19 protein-coding genes are annotated in these 22,098 nt (G+C 42.5%); 12 read left to right on the top strand and 7 right to left on the bottom strand.

The window, feature by feature from the left end; all coding sequences use genetic code 11:
• Positions 1-12 precede the first annotated feature (12 nt).
• From lolD to dapB, 12 genes are all read left to right on the top strand, one after another.
• Complete coding sequence (gene lolD / locus DK428_RS01355) at positions 13-699, top strand: lipoprotein-releasing ABC transporter ATP-binding protein LolD (RefSeq protein ID WP_005700368.1); 687 nt, start codon at positions 13-15, stop codon at positions 697-699.
• Positions 699-1,949 (top strand): lipoprotein-releasing ABC transporter permease subunit LolE, encoded by a 1,251-nt coding sequence (lolE, locus tag DK428_RS01350; protein ID WP_109063713.1) that lies wholly within the window; start codon positions 699-701, stop codon positions 1,947-1,949. Before lolD ends, lolE begins: the two co-directional genes overlap by 1 nt.
• Before the next feature lie 102 nt (positions 1,950-2,051).
• Positions 2,052-3,146 carry a 3-deoxy-7-phosphoheptulonate synthase AroG gene (gene aroG / locus DK428_RS01345; RefSeq protein ID WP_275425106.1) on the top strand — a complete coding sequence of 365 codons (1,095 nt, stop codon included), beginning with the start codon at positions 2,052-2,054 and terminating at the stop codon, positions 3,144-3,146.
• 155 nt (positions 3,147-3,301) lie between these two features.
• Positions 3,302-4,702 carry a replicative DNA helicase gene (locus DK428_RS01340; protein ID WP_109092117.1) on the top strand — a complete coding sequence of 467 codons (1,401 nt, stop codon included), beginning with the start codon at positions 3,302-3,304 and terminating at the stop codon, positions 4,700-4,702.
• A 26-nt stretch (positions 4,703-4,728) separates the two neighbouring features.
• Positions 4,729-5,811 (top strand): alanine racemase, encoded by a 1,083-nt coding sequence (alr, locus tag DK428_RS01335; protein WP_109063710.1) that lies wholly within the window; start codon positions 4,729-4,731, stop codon positions 5,809-5,811.
• A 29-nt stretch (positions 5,812-5,840) separates the two neighbouring features.
• The gene (gene pgi, locus DK428_RS01330) at positions 5,841-7,490 is read left to right on the top strand and encodes a glucose-6-phosphate isomerase (protein ID WP_065295792.1); all 1,650 of its coding nucleotides are present in this window, start codon (positions 5,841-5,843) and stop codon (positions 7,488-7,490) included.
• A gap of 158 nt (positions 7,491-7,648) precedes the next feature.
• On the top strand, positions 7,649-8,122 hold the full coding sequence (gene ribH / locus DK428_RS01325; RefSeq protein ID WP_109063709.1) for a 6,7-dimethyl-8-ribityllumazine synthase: 474 nt from the start codon (positions 7,649-7,651) through the stop codon (positions 8,120-8,122).
• 6 nt (positions 8,123-8,128) lie between these two features.
• Entirely contained in the window at positions 8,129-8,554 is a 426-nt protein-coding gene (nusB, locus tag DK428_RS01320) for a transcription antitermination factor NusB (protein ID WP_005700376.1), read from the top strand.
• A gap of 18 nt (positions 8,555-8,572) precedes the next feature.
• On the top strand, positions 8,573-9,568 hold the full coding sequence (gene thiL, locus DK428_RS01315) for a thiamine-phosphate kinase (protein WP_005700377.1): 996 nt from the start codon (positions 8,573-8,575) through the stop codon (positions 9,566-9,568).
• Between the two features lie 8 nt (positions 9,569-9,576).
• Positions 9,577-10,068, top strand: a complete 492-nt coding sequence (locus DK428_RS01310; RefSeq protein WP_109063708.1) for a phosphatidylglycerophosphatase A family protein — start codon at positions 9,577-9,579, stop codon at positions 10,066-10,068.
• 8 nt (positions 10,069-10,076) lie between these two features.
• A complete protein-coding gene (locus tag DK428_RS01305; protein ID WP_109063707.1) occupies positions 10,077-10,700 on the top strand; it encodes a LysE family transporter in 624 nt (207 codons plus the stop codon).
• 18 nt (positions 10,701-10,718) lie between these two features.
• Positions 10,719-11,531, top strand: coding sequence for a 4-hydroxy-tetrahydrodipicolinate reductase (gene dapB / locus DK428_RS01300; RefSeq protein WP_109063706.1), 813 nt, complete (start codon positions 10,719-10,721; stop codon positions 11,529-11,531).
• Between the two features lie 97 nt (positions 11,532-11,628).
• On the opposite strand, the gene yfaE is transcribed toward dapB, so the two are convergent.
• The 7 genes from yfaE to DK428_RS01265 form a co-directional block, all read right to left on the bottom strand.
• Positions 11,629-11,877 (bottom strand): class I ribonucleotide reductase maintenance protein YfaE, encoded by a 249-nt coding sequence (gene yfaE / locus DK428_RS01295; protein ID WP_109058973.1) that lies wholly within the window; start codon positions 11,875-11,877, stop codon positions 11,629-11,631.
• Positions 11,878-11,946: 69 nt separating this feature from the next.
• A complete protein-coding gene (locus tag DK428_RS01290) occupies positions 11,947-13,332 on the bottom strand; it encodes an SLC13 family permease (RefSeq protein ID WP_109063705.1) in 1,386 nt (461 codons plus the stop codon).
• Between the two features lie 191 nt (positions 13,333-13,523).
• Positions 13,524-14,654, bottom strand: a complete 1,131-nt coding sequence (gene nrdB / locus DK428_RS01285) for a class Ia ribonucleoside-diphosphate reductase subunit beta (protein ID WP_005700384.1) — start codon at positions 14,652-14,654, stop codon at positions 13,524-13,526.
• Positions 14,655-14,809: 155 nt separating this feature from the next.
• Positions 14,810-15,250 (bottom strand): pyruvate kinase, encoded by a 441-nt coding sequence (locus DK428_RS01280; RefSeq protein ID WP_102704314.1) that lies wholly within the window; start codon positions 15,248-15,250, stop codon positions 14,810-14,812.
• A 105-nt stretch (positions 15,251-15,355) separates the two neighbouring features.
• Entirely contained in the window at positions 15,356-17,626 is a 2,271-nt protein-coding gene (nrdA, locus tag DK428_RS01275; protein WP_109063704.1) for a class 1a ribonucleoside-diphosphate reductase subunit alpha, read from the bottom strand.
• Between the two features lie 308 nt (positions 17,627-17,934).
• A complete protein-coding gene (locus DK428_RS01270) occupies positions 17,935-21,063 on the bottom strand; it encodes a type I restriction endonuclease subunit R (RefSeq protein WP_109063703.1) in 3,129 nt (1,042 codons plus the stop codon).
• A gap of 9 nt (positions 21,064-21,072) precedes the next feature.
• A complete protein-coding gene (locus tag DK428_RS01265; RefSeq protein WP_109063702.1) occupies positions 21,073-22,077 on the bottom strand; it encodes a virulence RhuM family protein in 1,005 nt (334 codons plus the stop codon).
• Between the last annotated feature and the right edge of the window lie 21 nt (positions 22,078-22,098).

Raw genomic sequence — 22,098 nt, 5'->3', positions numbered from 1 at the left:
AGAGATGAAAAAATGAGTACAGCATTATTATCCAGTCAAAATATCAGTAAATTTTATCAGGAAGGCAACCAGCAAACGGAAGTGTTAAAACAGGTGTCTTTTTCCATGCAACCGGGAGAGTTGGTTGCCATCGTGGGAAGCTCGGGATCCGGTAAAAGCACGTTGTTGCACACCTTGGGCGGTTTGGATCAACCGAGTAGCGGTGAAGTGTTTATCAACGGACAATCTTTGCAGAAAATGACGCCGAATGCGTTGGCGAAGTTGCGTAATCAGTATTTAGGTTTTGTGTATCAATTTCATCATTTAATGGCAGATTTCACCGCACTTGAGAACGTGATGATGCCGATGTTAATTGGTCGACAAAATAAAGGCGAGGCGCAATCCCGCGCAGAACAAATGCTAAGTGCGGTCGGTTTACAACATAGAATTTCACATCGACCGTCCGCGTTGTCGGGCGGTGAGCGTCAACGGGTGGCAATTGCCCGTGCGTTGGTGAATAACCCCGCGTTGGTGTTGGCTGATGAACCTACAGGGAATTTGGATCACAAAACCACAGAAAGCATTTTTGAACTGATACAACAGCTCAACCAAGAAAAACAGATCGCCTTTTTATTGGTAACCCATGACTTGAGCTTGGCGGAAAAACTTAACCGTCGCTTAATCATGCAAGACGGCGTATTGCGCGAGGAAAATGCCTGATGAATACGCCATTTTTTATTAGCTGGCGTTACCAACGGAGTAAGCATAAGAACCGTTTGGTGTCGCTGATTTCTTTCTTTTCCAGTCTTGGCATTGCCCTTGGTGTGGCGGTGTTGATTGTGGGCCTAAGTGCCATGAACGGTTTTGAACGTGAACTCAATCAGCGGATTTTAGCCGTGGTGCCACACGCGGAAATTACTAGAGCACCGGGACAACATGAAACATCTATTCGTCATTGGCAAAATTTGCAGACGAAATTAAAACAGAATCCGCAAATTAACGGCATTTCACCTTTTGTAAGTTTTACCGCGTTGGTGGAAAACGGCGCGAAATTAAAAGTGGTGCAAATTAAAGGGGTGGAAAGTCGGTTGCAAGACTCGGTCAGTACGTTAGGGCGTTTTGTGTTAAACGAAGGCTGGCAGCATTTTGCCAAGCAAGGCGGCTTGATCTTGGGCTATGGCATTGCGCGGGATTTGGGCGTGCAAGAAGGGGATTGGGTTTCTTTGCTGATTTCTCAGCAAAAAGGCTCGGAAAATTTATCCCAGCCTTTACGCGAACGGGTGCAAGTGACCGGTATTTTACGTTTGGATGGCCAACTGGATCACAGTTATGCCTTAATGCCGTTGGCACAGGCTCAACAATTAATGGAATATCAACCGGATGAAGTGAGCGGGGTAGAGTTAAAAACCACGGATCCATTTAGCGTACAAACCATGAATTACTCCATGTTGCAGGATTATCCGCAAACCTTGTATTTACAAACATGGATTAGCAAATTTGGCTATATGTATCGGGATATTCAGCTGATCCGCACGGTGATGTATATCGCCATGGTGTTGGTGATTGGCGTGGCTTGCTTTAATATTGTCTCCACGCTCATTATGGCGGTGAAAGATAAAGCCGGCGATATTGCCATTATGCGTACTCTTGGTGCGAATAATCGGTTCATTAAACGGATTTTTATTTGGTACGGTCTGCAGGCAGGCATGAAAGGCAGTCTGATTGGCATTGTATTGGGGATTATGTTGGCGTTAAATCTCACCCAATTAATTCAGTGGCTTGAAATGGCGCTAGGGCGGAAGTTACTATCCGACGGTATTTACTTCGTAGATTTCCTTCCGACAGAATTGCACTGGCAAGATGTCTTGTTGGTATTGCTTGCCGCTTTGGTGTTGAGTTTATTCGCCAGCCTTTATCCGGCAAATCGTGCGGTAAAATTACAACCGGCGCAAGTATTGAGTAGTCATTAATAAAATTGCAAATAAACTAGTTTACTAGTACAAATTATAGTGGTAGAGTGAAACCACTTTTTTCGGTAATTTTTAAATTTGTTGTATTTAAGAGAGTGAATCATGAAAACAAAGAACGATATTTCCATTGAGAATGACGATACACGAATTGGCAAAATCGAGCAGGTGTTACCGCCAATTGCGTTGCTGGAAAAATATCCTGCAAGCAATGTTGCGGCGAAAACCGTAGAACAAGCACGCAAAGAAACTCACCAAATTATTCATGGTGGCAATGATCGCCTGCTTGTCGTGATTGGTCCTTGTTCCATCCATGATCCGAAAGCCGCATTGGAATATGCGCAACGTATTAAATTAATGCGTGAAAAATATAAAGACACCTTACAAATTATCATGCGCGTTTATTTTGAAAAGCCGCGTACTACTGTGGGTTGGAAAGGCCTCATTAATGACCCGCATTTAAATAATTCTTATGCCTTAAACGACGGTTTGCGTATGGCGCGTAAATTGCTATCGGACATTAACGATTTAACCGTACCGACGGCAGGGGAGTTTTTGGATATGATTACGCCGCAATATTTAGCGGATTTCATGAGTTGGGGGGCCATTGGGGCAAGAACCACCGAGTCTCAAGTTCACCGTGAATTGGCTTCCGGCTTGTCTTGTGCGGTCGGTTTTAAAAATGCCACTAACGGTTGCGTAAAAATAGCGTTAGATGCCATCGGTGCGGCAGAAGCGCCACACCATTTCTTATCGGTTACCAAGTTCGGCCACTCTGCAATTGTGTCCACGAAAGGTAATAATGACTGCCATATTATTTTACGTGGTGGTGACAACGGCCCGAATTACAGCGAAAAAGATGTTAATGACGTATGCGAAGAATTGGCTAAAGCAGGCTACAAATCTCATGTTATGGTTGATTTCAGCCATGCCAACAGTAGCAAACAATTCAAAAAACAATTGGAGGTTTGTAAAGACGTGTGCGGGCAAATCGCTTCCGGTTCCGAGAAAATTTTTGGTGTAATGATCGAAAGTCACTTGGTTGAAGGGCGTCAAAACTTGGTTGAAGGTCAGCCGTTGACATACGGACAAAGCATCACCGACAGCTGCATTGGTTGGGAGGACAGTGAAACCGTGTTACAACAGTTATCTGATGCTGTTGCGGCAAGACGAAAATTAAAAGGTGAATTGATCCTCTAACCGATTCATTTCTCATATAAAGTGCGGTGGAAATTCTCAACGAAAATCCACCGCACTTTTTTCCGCCTTTAAGTGAAAACTTTCCACTTTTAAGTTAAATCACCCTCGGATTTGGTATATCATATAGCGACTTTTTTCTGTTAACCGAGGCAATAATGGCGTCTAAAAATTCTCCTCCAGCAAAAGAACAAACCACTCTGAATATCCCTCCTCATTCTATTGAAGCCGAACAAGCGGTGCTGGGCAGTATTTTATTGAATGATAAATGCTGGGATGATGTGGCGGAAAATGTCGTAAAAGAGGATTTTTACCGTTTCGAACATCGCCTGATTTTTGAGGAAATGGAAAAATTAATGGCGCAACAGGCGCCGGTTGATTTGATTACCTTAGAACAAGCCTTAAAAAATAGAGAAGTTATAGAGCAAGTCGGTGGTTTTGCTTATTTAGCGGAGCTATCCAATAACACGCCAAGTGCGGCTAATGCTGGCGCCTATGCCAATGTGGTGCGCGAAAAAGCGATTATGCGAGAGTTGATTTCTGTAGGAAATAAAATTGCGCAAAATAGCTATTCACCAAAAGGGCAGGATGTTAAACAATTATTAGACGAGGCGGAACGGGAAGTCTTTGCCATTGCGGAAAAGCGCAGTTCCAGTAATGAAGGCCCACAAAATATCATCAATGTGTTAGAAAACACCATCAGCAAAATCGAACAACTTAGTCAAACCAAAGATCATTCTGGCGTCACCGGGGTTTCTACCGGCTTTAAAGATTTAGATAAGAAAACCGCCGGTTTGCAGAAATCCGATTTAATCATTGTTGCCGCGCGCCCTTCCATGGGGAAAACCACCTTTGCGATGAACCTCTGTGAGAATGCCGCGTTAGGCAGTGAAAAACCGGTATTGGTATTCAGTTTAGAGATGCCTGCCGAACAAATCATGATGCGTAGCCTTGCGTCACTTTCTCGTGTGGATCAAACAAAAATTCGTACAGGTCAAGGCTTGGATGACAATGATTGGGCGAAAATTTCCAGTACCATGGGTATGCTTGCCAAAAAACCGAATTTGTTTATTGACGATTCTTCCGGCTTAACGCCGACAGAGCTTCGTTCCCGTGCCAGACGGGTTTATCGTGAGAATGGCGGGTTGAGTTTAATCATGGTGGACTACCTTCAATTAATGCGCGCGCCGGCCTTTTCCGATAATCGTACTTTAGAAATTGCCGAAATTTCCCGTTCTTTAAAAGCCTTAGCGAAAGAGTTGGAAGTGCCGGTGATCGCCCTGTCACAATTAAACCGTACATTGGAAAACCGTCAGGATAAACGCCCGGTGAACTCGGATTTGCGGGAGTCGGGATCCATTGAACAAGACGCGGATTTAATTATGTTTATTTATCGTGATGAAGTGTATAACCGTGAGTCGGAAGAAAAAGGCATTGCGGAAATCATCATCGGTAAACAACGTAATGGACCAATTGGACGTGTGAAGTTGGCATTCCAAGGCAATTTTTCCCGTTTTGATAATTTAGCGGAACATCATTATTACGATGACGAATATTAGATAACACAACGTAAAAGAGATAAAAAATGCACATGAAACCCGCAACAGCCAAAATCAGTTCTGTTGCCTTAAAACATAATATTCAAACCATCAAACAAAAAGCACCGAATAGCAAAATTATTGCGGTAGTCAAAGCCAATGCTTACGGACATGGTGTCGTATTTCTTTCTTCCGCCGTAGAAAGCTTAGTCGATTGTTTTGGCGTGGCACGTTTGGAAGAGGCATTAAAATTGCGTTCCAACGGTATTACCAAGCCGATTTTGTTATTAGAAGGCTTTTTTTCGTCTAAAGATTTACCGATTTTGGCGGTAAATAACATTCAAACCGTGGTGCACAGCAAAGAACAGTTAGAGGCTTTGGAAAAAGCGAAAACACCAAATCCGGTAAAAGTGTGGTTAAAAATTGATACGGGAATGCATCGTTTAGGCGTGCATTTGGATGAGGTTGAGACCTTCTACCAAAAATTAAAATCCCTCTCTTGTGTCGATCCGAATATTGGTTTTGTGAGCCACTTTAGCCGTGCAGATGAACTGGAGTGCGGTTATACTGAGAAACAATTAGCCCGATTTTTACAGGCAACGGAAGGGAAATCCGGTGAGCGTAGCATTTCTGCTTCCGGTGGTATTCTGTTTTGGCCGGAGGCGCATTTAGATTGGATTCGTCCCGGCATTATTATGTACGGTATTTCGCCGAATAATTCGGCAGGAAAAGAATATGGTTTAACGCCGGTGATGAATTTAACCTCTTCTTTAATTGCCGTGCGTGAACACAAGAAAGGCGAACCTGTGGGGTACGGCGGTGTGTGGGTAAGTGATAAAGATACCAAAATCGGCGTGGTGGCCATTGGTTATGGCGATGGCTATCCGCGTGATGTGCCGGAAGGCACTCCGGTTTATCTTAACGGCCGCCGCGTATCGATTGTGGGCAAGGTGTCCATGGATATGTTGACCGTGGATCTCGGCGCAGACAGCCAAGATAAGGTGGGTGATGAGGTGATTCTGTGGGGCAAAGAATTACCGATTGAAGAAATTGCGTCAATTGCCGGCATTATCAGCTATGAATTAATTACCAAATTAACCCCGCGTGTTTTAACCGAATACATTGATTAAATCTTAACGATTAAGTTTAAGGAGAGCTTATGCAAAACATTAATCCAACTCAAACTAACGCATGGAAAGCATTAACCCAACATCATGCACAACGCAAAAATGCGACGATTCAAGAATTATTTGCGCAAGAGAAAGATCGTTTCAACAAATATTCTTTAACGTTTAACGATGAGATTTTGGTAGATTTTTCCAAAAATAATCTAACCCAAGAAACCCTTGGCTTATTGCGTCAACTCAGTGAAGAATGTGGCTTGGCACAAGCGAAGAAAGCCATGTTTGACGGTGAAAAAATCAACCGTACAGAAAATCGTGCCGTATTACATACCGCACTTCGTAATCGCGCTAATACCCCGGTGTTGGTTGACGGCAAAGATGTAATGCCGGAAGTCAATGCGGTGTTGGCGAAAATGAAAACTTTTTGCGCACGTGTAATTTCCGGCGAATGGAAAGGTTATACCGGCAAGGCGATCACTGACGTCATTAATATCGGTATCGGCGGTTCGGATCTTGGCCCGTACATGGTGACCGAAGCGTTGCGCCCTTACAAAAACCACCTCACGATGCACTTTGTGTCTAACGTGGATGGCACTCATATTGCGGAAACTTTGAAAAAAGTGAATCCGGAAACCACCTTAATTTTAGTGGCTTCCAAAACGTTCACCACCCAAGAAACCATGACTAACGCATTGTCTGCCCGCGATTGGTTCCTTGCCGCAGCGAAAGATCCTGCCCATGTGGCAAAACACTTTGCAGCACTGTCTACCAATGCAAAAGCGGTAGCGGAATTCGGTATTGATACCGACAATATGTTTGAATTCTGGGATTGGGTTGGTGGCCGTTATTCTTTATGGTCTGCCATCGGTTTATCCATTGCGTTGTCTATCGGTTTTGACAACTTTGAAGCCTTGTTAAGTGGTGCGCACGCGATGGATCAGCATTTCTTAAATGCGCCGTTAGAGCAAAATATTCCGACCACATTAGCATTAGTGGGCTTGTGGAACACCAATTTCCTTGGCGCACAAACTGAAGCCATTTTACCGTACGACCAATATTTACATCGCTTTGCGGCTTATTTCCAACAAGGCAACATGGAATCCAACGGTAAATATGTTGATCGCAATGGCAATGTTATTCGTGATTATCAAACCGGGCCAATCATTTGGGGCGAACCTGGCACTAACGGTCAACACGCGTTCTATCAATTAATCCACCAAGGCACAAGCCTGATTCCTTGTGATTTCATCGCACCGGCGCAAAGTCATAATCCGTTATCCGATCATCACGCGAAATTGTTATCTAACTTCTTCGCACAAACAGAAGCCTTGGCATTTGGTAAAACCAAAGAACAAGTGGAAGCAGAATTCTTAAAAGCAGGTAAAACGTTGGCGGAAGTGGAAGATATCGTGCCGTTTAAAGTCTTCACCGGTAACAAGCCGACCAATTCCATTTTGTTACAAAAAATTACACCGTTTAGTTTAGGCGCGTTGATTGCCATGTATGAACACAAAATTTTCGTACAAGGCGTATTGTTCAATATTTACAGCTTTGACCAATGGGGCGTGGAACTAGGTAAACAGCTAGCCAACCGAATTCTACCTGAATTGGTGACCAACGATAAAATTGAAAGCCATGACAGCTCAACTAACGGCTTGATTAATCAATTCAAAGCTTGGCGTTAATTCAGTCTAACCAGTAATACCGGTAATACCGGTAATAAAGTGCGGTTATAAAAAACAGCGTTTTTTAACCGCACTTTGGCTTTTTCTTACTGCCAGAAAATGAATTTTATGCTAGAATTCGCGCGCAATTTTTTATTAACACAACAATAGGACAGAACATGAAAGTTTTAGAAGGTAATATCGCCGCACCAAAGGCTAAAATTGCCGTCGTTATCAGCCGTTTCAACAGTTTTATTAATGAGAGCCTACTTGAAGGCGCCCTAGATGCGTTAAAACGTGTTGGTCAGGTGAAAGATGACAACATCACCTTAGTGCGTGTGCCGGGAGCATATGAATTACCGTTAGTTGCCCGTCGTTTGGCTGAAAGTAAAAAATTCGATGCTATTGTTGCTTTAGGTACAGTGATCCGTGGTGGTACAGCGCACTTTGAATATGTTGCAGGTGAAGCCAGCAGCGGTTTAGGCAAAGTGGCGATGGAAGCTGAAATTCCGGTGGCTTTTGGTGTGTTAACAACGGAAAACATTGAGCAAGCTATTGAGCGTGCAGGCACCAAAGCCGGCAACAAAGGGGCGGAAGCCGCATTAGTTGCGTTAGAAATGTATAATTTGTTAAATCAAATTCAGGCTGCGTAACTGACAATGGCTGAACAAACAAAAAAAATCTCTCCACGCCGTCGCGCCCGTGAATGTGCGGTGCAGGCGTTATATTCTTGGGCTATTTCGCAAAATAGCCCTGAGCTGGTCGAATTAAACTTCATGACCGAGCAAGACATGAATGGTGTTGATAAGCCGTATTTCCGCAAATTATTCCGTCAAACGGTGGAAAATGTGGATGCGGTGGAACACACCATGCAAGGTTATTTAGATCGTACCTTAGATGAACTGGATCCTATTGAAAAAGCCATTTTGCGTCTTGCTGTGTATGAATTACAGTTTGAAGCGGATGTGCCGTATAAAGTGGTGATCAATGAAGCTATCGAAGTGGCCAAAGTATTCGGTGCGGATGAGAGCCACAAATATATTAACGGTGTGTTAGATAAAATCGCACCGGTTGTGCGTCGCTAACATTTTGCAGGAGGCAGGATGAGTGAAGGCGAATTTGACATAATTCAACGTTATTTTACTGCGTCCAAACGTTCTCCTCGTAAGGATGTATTACTTTCAGTCGGTGACGATTGTGCCGTCACCGAACTTAATCCCAATCAACATCTCGCTATTACCACCGACACCATGGTGGAAAATATTCATTTCTTACCGAATATCAGCCCAACGGATTTAGCCTATAAAGCCGTTGCCGGCAATCTCAGTGATTTAGCCTCTATGGGCGCTGAGCCTGCGTGGATTTCCTTGGCGTTAACCTTGCCAAAAATCGATCATCCATGGTTGGAAGAATTTAGCAAAAGTTTCTTTTCGATTCTCGATCATTATAACGTGGATTTAATCGGCGGAGACACTACCAAAGGTCCGCTCAGCATCACCATTACCGCGCAAGGGATTATCGCCAAAGATAAAGCCTTGTGTCGTCATAACGCGAAAGTGGGCGATTGGGTTTATGTTTCAGGCACCCTTGGCGACAGCGCCGGCGGATTGTCTTATTTATTGCAAGGCAAAAGTGCGGTCAATTCTGCGCAAGAATTTTTAATTCGTCGTCATTTACACCCAACGCCAAGAGTACTACTTGGCATGGAACTTTCTTTAACAGGCTTGGCAAGCTCGGCTATTGATATTTCCGATGGTTGTGCCGCGGATTTAACCCATATTTTAGAACGTAGCCAATGTGGCGCCGTTATTGAATTGGATAAGTTACCGTTATCCGCCGAGTTAGTAAGCGAATTCGGCTTGGCGCAAGCCGAGCAATATGCCTTATGCGGAGGCGAAGACTACGAACTTTGCTTCACCGTGCCGGATAGCAACAGAGCCAAATTAGACAAAGCCTTATCCCACATTGGCGTGAAATATACTTGTATCGGGCAAATTCGAGCCATTAATCCGATGAAGAATAAAAAACGCATTCAATTCCAACGCAATGGTCAGCCGGTAGAGCTTGAATTGATGGGCGGCTTCGACCATTTTAAATAGGACAAATCATGACCTCATCACAACATCCGCTTGAGCGGGTGAATTTACGCAATCCTATTCATTTTTTAGCGCTCGGCTTTGGTTCCGGTTTATTGTATCCGGCGCCCGGCACATGGGGCAGTTTAGTGGGCGTAGTATTGGGGGCGTTATTATTGCCTTGGCTCGGCGCAAAAACATTTTTTATTTTGACCACACTTTGTTTCTTCCTCGGTATTTGGTTATGCGAACGCACCAGCCACGACATGGGCGTACATGATCACGGCAGCATTGTGTGGGATGAAATCGTTGCCGTTTTTTTCGTGCTGTTAGCAGTGCCGCAAATTTCGTTATTTTGGTGTACTATCGCTTTTGCCGCCTTCCGCTTGTTTGATATTTTAAAACCTTACCCGATCCGCTATTTTGATGAGAAACTCACCAACGGTTTCGGCATTATGGCAGATGACATTTTGGCAGCCGGTTATAGCATCTTGGTCATTTTTGCATTGGCGCATTTTATTTAGGCAATGCTATGTTACATTTAATGTTCGTACACTTGATGGGATTGCTTTCGCCCGGACCGGATTTCTTCTATGTGAGCCGTGTGGCGGCAATCAGTTCACGGCGCACTGCGATTTATGGTGTTATCGGCATTACGATTGGCGTGTTCATTTGGGCGACTGCGGCTGTATTGGGACTGGCGATTGTATTCAAAACGATGCCGTCATTGCAGGGTGTCGTAATGGTATTGGGTGGCAGCTATTTATTTTATCTCGGGGTAAAAATGGCGCGTGTCAAAACCAACGCGGTGTTTGATGATTCCGCGAAAGAGCGAAAACATGGCGCGTCCAAGCATGAAATTATCAAAGGTTTATTGGTGAATTTATCCAATGCCAAAGTGGTGATTTATTTCAGCAGTGTGGTGTCTTTTGTATTAGTGAACATCACCGAAACGCGGCAAATTTTGACCGCACTTTTGATTATCACGGTGGAAACATTTCTTTATTTTTATGTGATTTCCATCTTGTTTTCACGCTCCTTTGCCAAGCGTTTTTATAGCCGATACAGTCGCTATATCGACAATGCCTCGGGCGTGATTTTTATTCTGTTCGGCGCTTACTTAATTTATGGTGGCGCGTTAAATATTTTAGGTTAGTTTAAATCGGAGAATATTATGGCTTTAAGAATTGCAATCGTAGGCGCAGGCGGACGCATGGGACGTCAATTGATTCAAGCAGTGCACAACGCGGAAGGTGTTGAATTGGGCGCGGCATTTGAACGTGTAGGCTCATCTTTAATCGGTGCCGATGCAGGCGAGTTGGCAGGCATTGGCAACTTAGGCGTTAAGGTGGGGGATGATTTAAACGCAGCGAAAGATCAATTTGATGTATTAATTGATTTTACCCGCCCGGAAGGCACATTGGCGCATTTGGCGTTTTGTTCCGCTAATCATAAAAATATGATTATCGGTACCACCGGTTTTGATGATGCGGGCAAAGTAGCGATTAAAGCGGCAGCTGAAAAGATCGGGATTGTGTTTGCGTCTAACTTCAGCGTGGGCGTGAATCTGGTGTTTAAATTATTGGAAAAAGCTGCTAAAGTCATGGGCGATTATTGCGACATTGAAATTATTGAAGCGCACCATCGTCACAAAGTGGACGCGCCGTCCGGCACCGCACTTTCCATGGGTGAACACATCGCCAAAACTTTAGGGCGTGATTTGAAAACCCACGGCGTATTCTGCCGTGACGGCATTATCGGTGAACGTAAACGGGATGAAATCGGTTTTTCTACGATTCGCGCTTCCGATGTAGTGGGCGAGCATAGCGTTTGGTTTGCCGACATCGGTGAACGCGTAGAAATCGCCCACAAAGCCTCTAGCCGTATGACCTTTGCCAACGGTGCCGTGCGTGCCGCCAAATGGCTTGAAGGAAAAGACAACGGCTTATTTGATATGACGGACGTGTTGGACTTAAATAATTTATAAAAGTAGGGGCGTGTGATCGCCCCTTTTTGTATTTAATAGTTCGATAAACTTACTTGCGACCAAACGGATCAAAGTGCGGTCATTTTTCTCGCTGTTTTTACACCTCAATCTCCAAATCTTCCTCCACCCGACAGCAACACAATAAAATCTCATCTTGTTGTAAAAAGGCTAAAGGGGTTTCCGCGTAGGACACTTTGCCTTTTTTTATTTTTACCCGGCAGGAGCCGCAATAGCCGCTACGGCATTGGTATTCATGATGAATACCAAGCTGTTCCAAACGGCTTAACAAGGGAATTTGGTTGTCGTGTTCGATGGTTTGTTGGCGATGTAATAAATGGATTTTCATTCTTTTTAAAATAAAAAAAGAGCAGTTAGGAGGCTGCTCTAAATAGCATTAACATTATTGTAATAAAAATTAGATCCAGACGAAATATGTAAGTCCGCCGATGATGGCTATGCAGAACATATTCAAGATAAAGCCGACTTTCGCCATGTCTGCCTGTTTTACATGACCGGTTGCGAACACGATGGCATTCGGCGGTGTGGCGATTGGCAACATGAATGCACAGCTTGCCCCACAGGCGATGATGGCGGCGAGCGCGATTGGCGGTAAATTCAAGGTTTGCGCTACCGAAATCACAATCGGCATAATCAATGCCGCGCTGGCGGTGTTGGAGGTGAATTCTGTTAAGAAAATAATAAAGGCACTAATGGCAAAACATAACACCCATAACGGCTTTTCATGTGTGAATTGCACGATACTGTCCGCCATAATTTTGCTGGCGCCGGAGTCTTTCATGACGATACTTAGGGTTAAACCGCCACCGAATAACATCAACACGCCCCATTCCACCCGTTGCTGAATTTCTTTCCATTTTGCCACCCCGGTGACGCCAATGATAACCACCACGCTCAGGGCGATCACACTGTCGAAGCTGTCAATTTTTTTCGCCAAGCCCAAAGCGGCGGATAGCCAAGGGTTGATAAGCGAGCTGAAAAGAAGCAATAACGCCATCACGCTGAAGATAATTAAGGTGATGATGTTCTTTTTCGTGAAAGAGACTTTTTCCAATGAAGGAGAGAAGTCAATATTAAAATCCGGACGCAAAATCACCCAAAGTGAGAACAACATGGAAGGCAACAATAACAACATCACCGGAAAGCCATAACCCAGCCATTCAGTGAAGGTGACTTGGATTTGAGACGCCAAGATAGCATTTGGTGCACTGCCGACCAAGGTGCCGATGCCGCCGATACTGGCGCAAAAGGCCATGCCTAATAAGGTAAACGCATAAAGGCGATAATTTTTCATGGCATCAATGCCTTTTAACATCCCAACGGTTAACGGCAACATCATGGCAGCCACGGCAGTGTTGTTAATCCACATGGATAAAAAAGTCGTGACACCGAATAAATAAGCCACGGAGAGTTTTAAATTCCCTTTGGCAAGGCGCACGATGTAATTTGCGATGATTTTATCCAACTGCTGAATTTGTAACACCGCCGCAATCACAAAGCCGCCGAAGAACATATAAATAATCGGCGTAGCAAAAGGCGAGAGCGCCTTTTGTGTATTAATCAGGCCTAAAGCAATGGCAAAAATCGGTACCATTAATGACGTGACGGTGATGTTAAAGGCTTCCGTCAGCCATAAAATACCGATAAAGATGAGTAAGGCAAGGCCGCGATTTTCTTGTGGTGAGAAAGGTAGGGTATTTATCAGCACCAACATCAAGATAAAATCTAAAACAAGAATGGTAAGACTTTTATATTTGGAAAAAAACGTTGTTTTTGTTTGCATAATAGACATCCTCCGCAGAGGTTATTTATTAGCATTATTCAAACGTTCTAGAAACAACTTTTTAACAAAATTGTGACGGTTATCAAATTATATTTTGTGTAGGTATTGTGTAGAAATGAAAGTGCGGTGGGTTTTCCGCGTGTTTTAAAAAACGCTGACAAAATCTACCGCACTTTTAGCGACATCAAAGATTACAGATCGAAATCGTCGAAATCTTTAGTGTCCACTTTGGAGTCAATTTGACCCACAAGATAAGAACTCACTTCCACTTCTTGCGGCGCCACTTGTACGTTGTCGGAAACTAGCCACGCGTTGATCCAAGGAATCGGGTTGGAGCGCGCTTGGAATGGCAATGGCAAACCGACCGCCTGCATACGGATATTGGTGATGTATTCCACGTATTGCACCAAAATGTCTCTGTTCAAGCCGATCATAGAACCGTCTTTAAACAAATAATCCGCCCAGTCTTTTTCTTGTTCTGCTGCCGCTAAGAATAAATCGTAAGCTTCTTGTTTACATTCTTCCGCGATTTCAGCCATTTCCGGATCGTCTTGACCTGCTGCCATAATATTTAAAATATGCTGCGTACCGGTTAAGTGCAATGCTTCATCACGGGCGATGAATTTAATAATTTTCGCGTTGCCTTCCATTAATTGGCGTTCAGCAAAGGCAAAGGAGCATGCGAAAGACACATAGAAACGAATGGCTTCAAGCGCATTCACGCTCATTAAGCAAAGGTAAAGTTGTTTTTTCAAATTACGCAATGTGACGACACATTCTTTGCCATCCACGGTGTAAGTGCCTTCGCCGTACAGGCTGTAAAGTTGGCTGTCGCGGATTAAATCGTCGTAGTAAGAAGAAATATCGCGTGCACGTTTGATGATTTCTTCGTTGGTCACGATGTCATCAAACACGATAGACGGATCGTTCACAATGTTACGAATAATGTGCGTATAAGAACGTGAGTGAATGGTTTCGGAGAACGTCCAGGTCTCGATCCAGGTTTCCAATTCCGGAATAGACACCAACGGCAACAACGCCACGTTCGGGCTACGACCTTGAATGGAATCCAGCAAGGTTTGATATTTTAAGTTGCTGATGAAAATGTGCTTTTCATGCTCAGGCAACGCCGCGTAGTCGATACGGTCTTGTGACACATCCACTTCTTCCGGACGCCAGAAGAAGGAAAGTTGTTTTTCAATGAGCTTTTCAAACGTCTCATATTTTTGTTGATCGTAACGCGCCACGTTGACGTTTTGACCAAAGAACATCGGTTCTTTTAACTGGTCGTTTTTGTTTTGTGAGAAAGTGGTGTATGCCATTTTTTGTCCTTTAATCTTATGAGTAAAGTGCGGTCAGTTTTTAAAATGTTTTTTTATGCTGGCGCAAGCGTCTTCGCTTGTGCCTTTAGTTTATTTACTTAGCACAAGCGTGGACGCTTGCGCTATCGGATGGGCTTACTATGCTTACGCTATTTTTAAACGGTTAGATCTAATTTTCTTTTCGTGAATGATTCTTCGACTTGTTTATGCCACTCTTTAATAATTTTAGTTGTTTCAACGTTTGGATCTGTGCAACGACTTAATGTGCCACGAGGTTGTGGAATAGTACGTTCTGTTAAAGCCCAGTCTAAAACTCTAATTGGTCTTCTATGAATAATCCATTTGGTATCTAAGTCTGAATCATCATTTACATCATAATTTCCACCAATAACCTGGACTAATGCAATAAGGCGAGCACCTTGTTTAATCGCGACAATATCATTAACTTTCATATCATCAATAAATTGAGAAATCTGGTTTGATTTTTCTTCCCAATGCCCTAAGCCAATAATTTTTTTATGTTCAAGAATATATTCAACACCTGAAAAGTCCATTTCATCTGGGTGCATTTGCATATGCCAATATTGAATTGCCATAATAATCTCCTGTAATAAATGTTCTTAAAATAAAAAGTACAAAATGCGGCTAATTTTTAAAGTATTTTTAAATACTCAAAAAAATCTGACCGCACTTTTATTAAACTAAATCTTACACGCTCCACCTGCACAGCCGTCATCCAAATCTTCTTGGCTGTCTTCTGCACCGTCACGGGTGTTTTGATAGTAGAGGGTTTTTAAGCCGTATTTGTAAGCGGTTAAGAGATCTTTTAACAACACTTTCATCGGTACTTTGCCGTCTTCAAAACGTTTCGGATCGTAGTTGGTGTTGGCGGAGATGGCTTGGTCAACGAATTTTTGCATGATACCAACCAAGTGCAAGTAGCCGTCGTTACCCGGGATGTCCCAAAGCAATTCGTAGTTTTCACCCAAGTTTTCATAATCCGGCACCACTTGTTTCAAAATACCGTCTTTCGATGCTTTGACGCTCACATGGCCACGTGGCGGTTCGATACCGTTGGTGGCGTTGGAAATCTGTGAAGAGGTTTCCGACGGCATGAGGGCGGTGAGGGTAGAGTTGCGCAAGCCGAATTCTTGGATGTCGCGGCGTAGGCTTTCCCAGTCGTAATGTAACGGCTCGGAGGTTAAGCTGTCGATGTCTTTTTTGTATGTATCGATCGGTAAAATGCCTTGCGCGTAAGTGGTTTGATTGAAGTATTCACACGCACCTTGTTCTTTCGCCAGGTTCATGGAGGCTTTCAATAAGTAATATTGAATGGCTTCGAAAGTGCGGTGAGTTAAATCGTTGGCGCTGCCATCGGAATAACGCACGCCGTGTTTCGCCAAGTAGTACGCGTAGTTAATGACGCCGATACCTAAAGAACGACGGGCTAGGGAACTGCGTTTGGCTGCAATCACCGGATAATCTTGGTAATCCAATAAGGCATCTAATGCGCGAACGGCAAGATCCGCCAGATTGTCTAGCTCGTCTAAGTTGTCCAATTTGCCTAAGTTGAAGGCGGAAAGGGTACAAAGGGCGATTTCACCTTCTTCATCGTTAATATGGCTTAACGGTTTGGTTGGTAAAGCGATTTCTAAGCATAGGTTGGATTGACGCACCGGTGCGACTTTTGGATCAAACGGTGAGTGAGTGTTACAGTGATCCACGTTGTGAATGTAAATACGACCGGTGGACGCACGTTCTTGCATTAATAAAGAGAACAATTCCACAGCTTTCACGGTACGTTTACGAATGGACGGATCCTGCTCGTATTGCACGTAAAGTTGTTCGAACTTGTCTTGATCCGCAAAGAACGCTTCGTAAAGTCCCGGCACATCGGACGGACTGAATAGGGTAATGTCGCCGCCTTTGATTAAGCGTTGGTACATTAATTTGTTAAGTTGTACGCCGTAGTCCATGTGACGCACGCGGTTGTCTTCCACGCCACGGTTGTTTTTCAATACTAACAGGCTTTCGACTTCCAAGTGCCAAATCGGGTAGTACACGGTTGCCGCACCGCCACGCACGCCGCCTTGGGAGCAAGATTTCACGGCAGTTTGGAAATATTTATAGAACGGAATACAACCGGTATGGAACGCTTCGCCGCCACGAATTTGGCTGCCAAGAGCACGAATCGCACCGGCATTCACACCGATACCTGCACGTTGAGAAACGTATTTCACGATGGCAGAGGCGGTGGCGTTAATGGAATCTAAGCTATCGCCACATTCAATCAACACGCAAGAGCTGAATTGACGGGTTGGCGTACGTACGCCTGCCATGATTGGGGTTGGCAAGGAGATTTTGAAGGTGGAGGTCGCATCATAGAAGCGACGGATATAATCCAAACGGGTTTCTTGCGGGTATTTGGAGAACAGGCTTGCCGCTACTAATAAATAGAGGAATTGGGCGGATTCGTAGATCTCACCGGTCACGCGGTTTTGGACTAAATATTTGCCTTCTAATTGTTTCACTGCCGCATAAGAGAAGGTCATGTCGCGCCAATGGTCGATAAAACCGTCCATTTCGTCCCATTCTTCACGGGTGTAATCATCCAATAAGGCATGATCGTATTTACCCATGCGCACGAGTTTCTTCACATGATCGTATAAACGCGGCGGATCGAAATGGCCGTAGGCTTTTTTACGCAAATGGAACACCGCAAGGCGCGCAGCAAGATATTGATAATCCGGCGTATCTTTGCTGATTAAGTCCGCAGCCGCTTTGATAATGGTCTCGTGAATATCAGAGGTACGAATACCTTCGTAAAACTGAATGTGTGAGCGTAATTCCACTTGCGACACGGACACATTGTCTAGCCCTTCTGCCGCCCAGGTGATCACACGGTGAATTTTATCAAGATTGATTGGTTCCAGTTTTCCGTCACGTTTGGTGACCATTAGTGCCTTATTCATGGAAGATACTCACTCCTTAGAAAGATACGAAAAAAACACAACATATAGTTGTGTCATAAAATTTTTGCACAAGATAATGTGTTGAAAGTGAAAATTCAAGCACTAAATTTTTTGTTTGAATTATTGACATAAAATAACTGCTTATAAATTAAGGAAGAATTTTTCGAAGGGTGAATATTGCGTAAGTAAATTTTGTGTAACCACATGAATTTTTTATGAAATGATAATTTTGAGGATTGTTGCTCGGGCAAAAGTGCGGTCGAAAAAACACTTAAAATTTTGACCGCACTTCTAGGATTTCAATATGGCTAGATACTTCCCCCAATCCCTTTAAACTTCTCAACAAATGCTGCTATTTTTTGGAATATACGTTGTTTTGTTGTGAGGTATTGCGGATTAAGTGGACTCATTTTAGGAAGTACATCATTTAAATCCGTACCTTGCTCGCTAGCATATCCTCGTTTTAAGGACACGTTAATATAACGTTTCGCGGCATCAATATTCAGTCCTTCACTGCACATCAATTCATCGGCTTCTTGTTGTTGCTCTTTTTGGGCAAATTGGAAGAATGACTCAATAATGCCAGCTTTGTCGACAATGTTATCCAAGTCAGTTTGATTAATAAAATCCACAATCAAACTTTCTTTTGCTCGGTTTCCTTGGCTTGCTCGGATGATAGACCGAATTTCATCAATGAGTTCAGATTTATTTTTCGTTTTTTTATTGTGTTCAAAAATCAATTCTAAGATGTAATCTAGATTGATTTCTTGAGATTTTAATAAATCCACTTCAAACACCACATCGTCCCAATCAATGGTCGATTTTGCTTTTTCCTCGCCGTCTTTTTGACGACGGAGCCAATCCCGAATATCGTTGTAAGTTGAACGGTAATTTTGAATGCTACGTTTGCTCGGCATATCAATAGGTTGCATTTCAGCAAAAGCTTCATCCGTTAAATAATATTTTTCTTTAAAGGCTTCAACGGCTTTTTCATCGCTGGTATCGAGTGATTGAAATGCTTGTAAAGCAGCGAACTCATCATAGTTTTGCAGAATGTTTTCAACCCGCAAATATTCACCAAATAATTTTACAAAGTCTTTCTTGTCTTTTTCTGTTTGAATTTCATTAGGATCAGGGAAGCGTTCTTGCAATTCAGCAATAACCTCTAAATACCCACGACGGGCGACACCTGCATCGGTAAAGCCTTCCATATATTCTTGGTAACTTTTTTCTAACACGATATTGCGCGTATTGGATTTACCGAAAAGCGTAATAGCATCAATGGTGTCTTGTTCCAAATCGCGGAAGGTCACGATGTTGCCAAAACTTTTAGTGCTGTTATAAATGCGATTTGTACGTGAATAAGCTTGAATCAAACCATGATAGCGTAAGTTTTTATCTACGAATAAGGTGTTTAATGTCGGCGCATCAAAACCGGTTAAAAACATCCCAACCACAATCAATAAATCCACTTCTTTGTTTTTGACACGTTTAGCTAAATCACGGTAGTAGTTTTGGAAAGATTTACCATCTACATCGTAATTTGTCGCAAAATAGTTGTTGTAATCGTCAATCGCCGATTTTAAAAATTCTTTGGCAGTAGAATTCATCGCTTCAACTTCAAAACTTTCATCGGCAATATCTCCTATTGCGTCTTGCTCTTCATTGGCTGCAAACGAAAAAATTGTTACAATTTTAAGTGGATTTTTGACCGCACTTTGTAACCGTTTGAACGTTTCGTAATAGATTTTAGCCGCATCGACACTACTTACTGCAAACATGGCATTAAAGCCATTGTTACTAGCATTAAAGCGATGGGTCTTTTGTTTGAAATTATCTAGAACATATTGGGCAATTTGCGCAATACGTTTAGGTTGTAAAAAGGCTTGTTTTTTCTCGAGTTTTGTTAGCTCTTCAAGATTCTTTTCAGTTTCAATGCTCTTGAATTGTGGTCGTACATCATTGTAATCCACTTTAAATTTCAGCACTTTTTCATCACGAATCGCATCGGTGATAATGTAAGAGTGGAGTTGGGTTCCAAATACGCTTTCTGTAGTTTCCGCACCTAGGGCGTTACCTTTACGAATTAATTTTCCATCAATAATGTCATCGCCAAAAATTGGTGTGCCGGTAAAACCAAATTGATAGTATTTTTTAAATTTTCTCGTTAGATTTTTTTGAGCTTCACCAAATTGAGAACGATGGCATTCATCAAAGATAAAAACAACCTGTTTATCGTAAATCGGTAATTTATCTTCCGATTTCATCAGGTTATTGAGTTTTTGAATGGTGGTGACAATGATCTTATTGTCATCTTTTTCGATATTGCGTTTTAGTCCTGCCGTACTTTCCGAACCATTCACGCTATCCGGTGAAAAACGTTGGTATTCTTTCATAGTTTGATAGTCCAAATCTTTTCTATCTACTACGAAGAATACTTTTTCAATAAAGTCTAATTCTGTTGCAAGGCGTGCCGCTTTAAAACTGGTTAAAGTCTTGCCTGAACCGGTGGTGTGCCAAATATAGCCGCCGCTTTCTTTATTGCTCCAATTTTTAGCCAAATAAGAACTTTTAATTTTCCATAAAATACGCTCGGTTGCAGCAATTTGATACGGACGCATAATCAATAGGGTGTCGGAAACATCAAACACGCAATAATTCGCCAGCACATCAAGCAAAGTACGTTTTTGCAAGAATGTTGCCGTAAAATCCTTTAAATCTTTAATCAGAGTATTTTTTGCCGTTGCCCAATTCATTGTGAAGTCGTAGCTGTTCTTATCGCGTTTGGTGGTATTGGCAAAATAGCGGGTATCCGTGCCATTAGAAATGACAAAAACCTGAATATATTTAAAGAGAGAATTTTCTTTATTAAAACTTTCTTTGCTGTAGCGATGAATTTGATTAAAGGCTTCACGAATGGCTACGCCGCGTTTTTTCAATTCAACATGTACAAGGGGTAAACCATTGACCAAAATTGTCACATCATAACGATTGTCATAGTTGCCGGTTTGTTCAAATTGATTGATAACTTGCACGGTGTTATTGGCAAGATTTTTCTTATCTAACAAATAAATATTCTGAATACGTCCATTATCAAACACAAAATCATAAATATAGTCATCATGGATTTTACGGGTTTTCTCAATCAGGCTATCACTGGGTTTATCCAAATATTCCTCTAAAAAACGTCGCCATTCCGCATCGGAGAAAACCACGTTATTTAAGCGTTGTAATTGTGCCCGTAAATTTTTAATCAACGCATCATGACCATTGAGTCCTTGCAAATACTCATAGCCTTGTGCCTGCAAATCACGGATAAATTCACGCTCAAGGCTCCCTTCCGTTTGATAGCCTGCATTAGGTTCTTCCACAAACTTTTTGTACTGATCTAAAACGATAAAGTGGTTGGATTCGGCGATGGTTTTGTATTGGATCATGAATTTTCCTTAATTATTGATTTTTTGCTTTTTCAGATCTTTTTGCCATTTTTCTAAAATTTCTAAATCTTCATTATCAGCCTGTATGCGTTTTTGCTGTTTTCTGACTTGATCAAATAAGGCATATTGTTCTTTGGTGAAGGTTTCCATTTGTTTTGAAGTTCGGGTTCCATTGCCGATAAGCAACGGAAAACCGTTAAATTCAATTAAATTATCGACATTATTACGCCAGAAATTTAATGTCAGATCTTGACGGTTTTTAACGCGCAATTCGGCACTTTCTAAAAAGATCATCACTAGACGATTCAAGGAATCTAATTCATCATGGGTTAAATAGTTTTTAGCGGTAATAATATCGCCTTTACGTACAACAGTACCTTTCCAATAGGTGAGGCCCATATTAGGCAATTCAGCATTTGCACGAGTACAAATAAGCTCTGCGGCGGTTTGTTGTGTAATGGCATAGATCAACTTATTTTGTGTTTCTGCAAAAAACATTTGAGTGACTTTATCTGTTTTATCGTAGTCACTGGATAATTTAAATAACTCTCGTACTTTTTGATAAAACCGCAATTCACTGGCTCTAATTTCACGAATTTGTTCCAGTAATTCATCAAAATGATCAAATCGACCTTGCGGATTTTTCAACCGCTCTTTATCTAATAGAAAACCTTTATCTAAATAAGTACGTAATTGCGTATTTGCCCAACGGCGAAACTGTACACCACGAGGGCTACGCACACGGAAGCCGATGGCGAGAATCATATCAAGGGAATAATGTTTTACTTGATATTGCTTGCCATCTTGGGCAGTTATCAAGTAATCCTTGATAACTGAATTTTCGTCTAATTCATTGTCTTCTAATATATTTTTTATATGTAAGGCGATATTTTGTACAGAGGTGTCAAAAAGTTCGGCAAGCTGATTTTGGGTTAGCCATGCTTCATTTTCTACGACAAGCAATGCAACATGGGATTTACCATCATCGGTGTTGTAGATGATTAAGTCGTTCATTATTTCTTCTCAAATTTGTAG

Source organism: Aggregatibacter kilianii (assembly GCF_003130255.1).
Lineage (GTDB): Bacteria > Pseudomonadota > Gammaproteobacteria > Enterobacterales > Pasteurellaceae > Aggregatibacter > Aggregatibacter kilianii.
The sequence above is the reverse complement of the archived record's forward strand: the minus strand, read 5'-3'. Positions and strand labels throughout refer to the sequence as shown.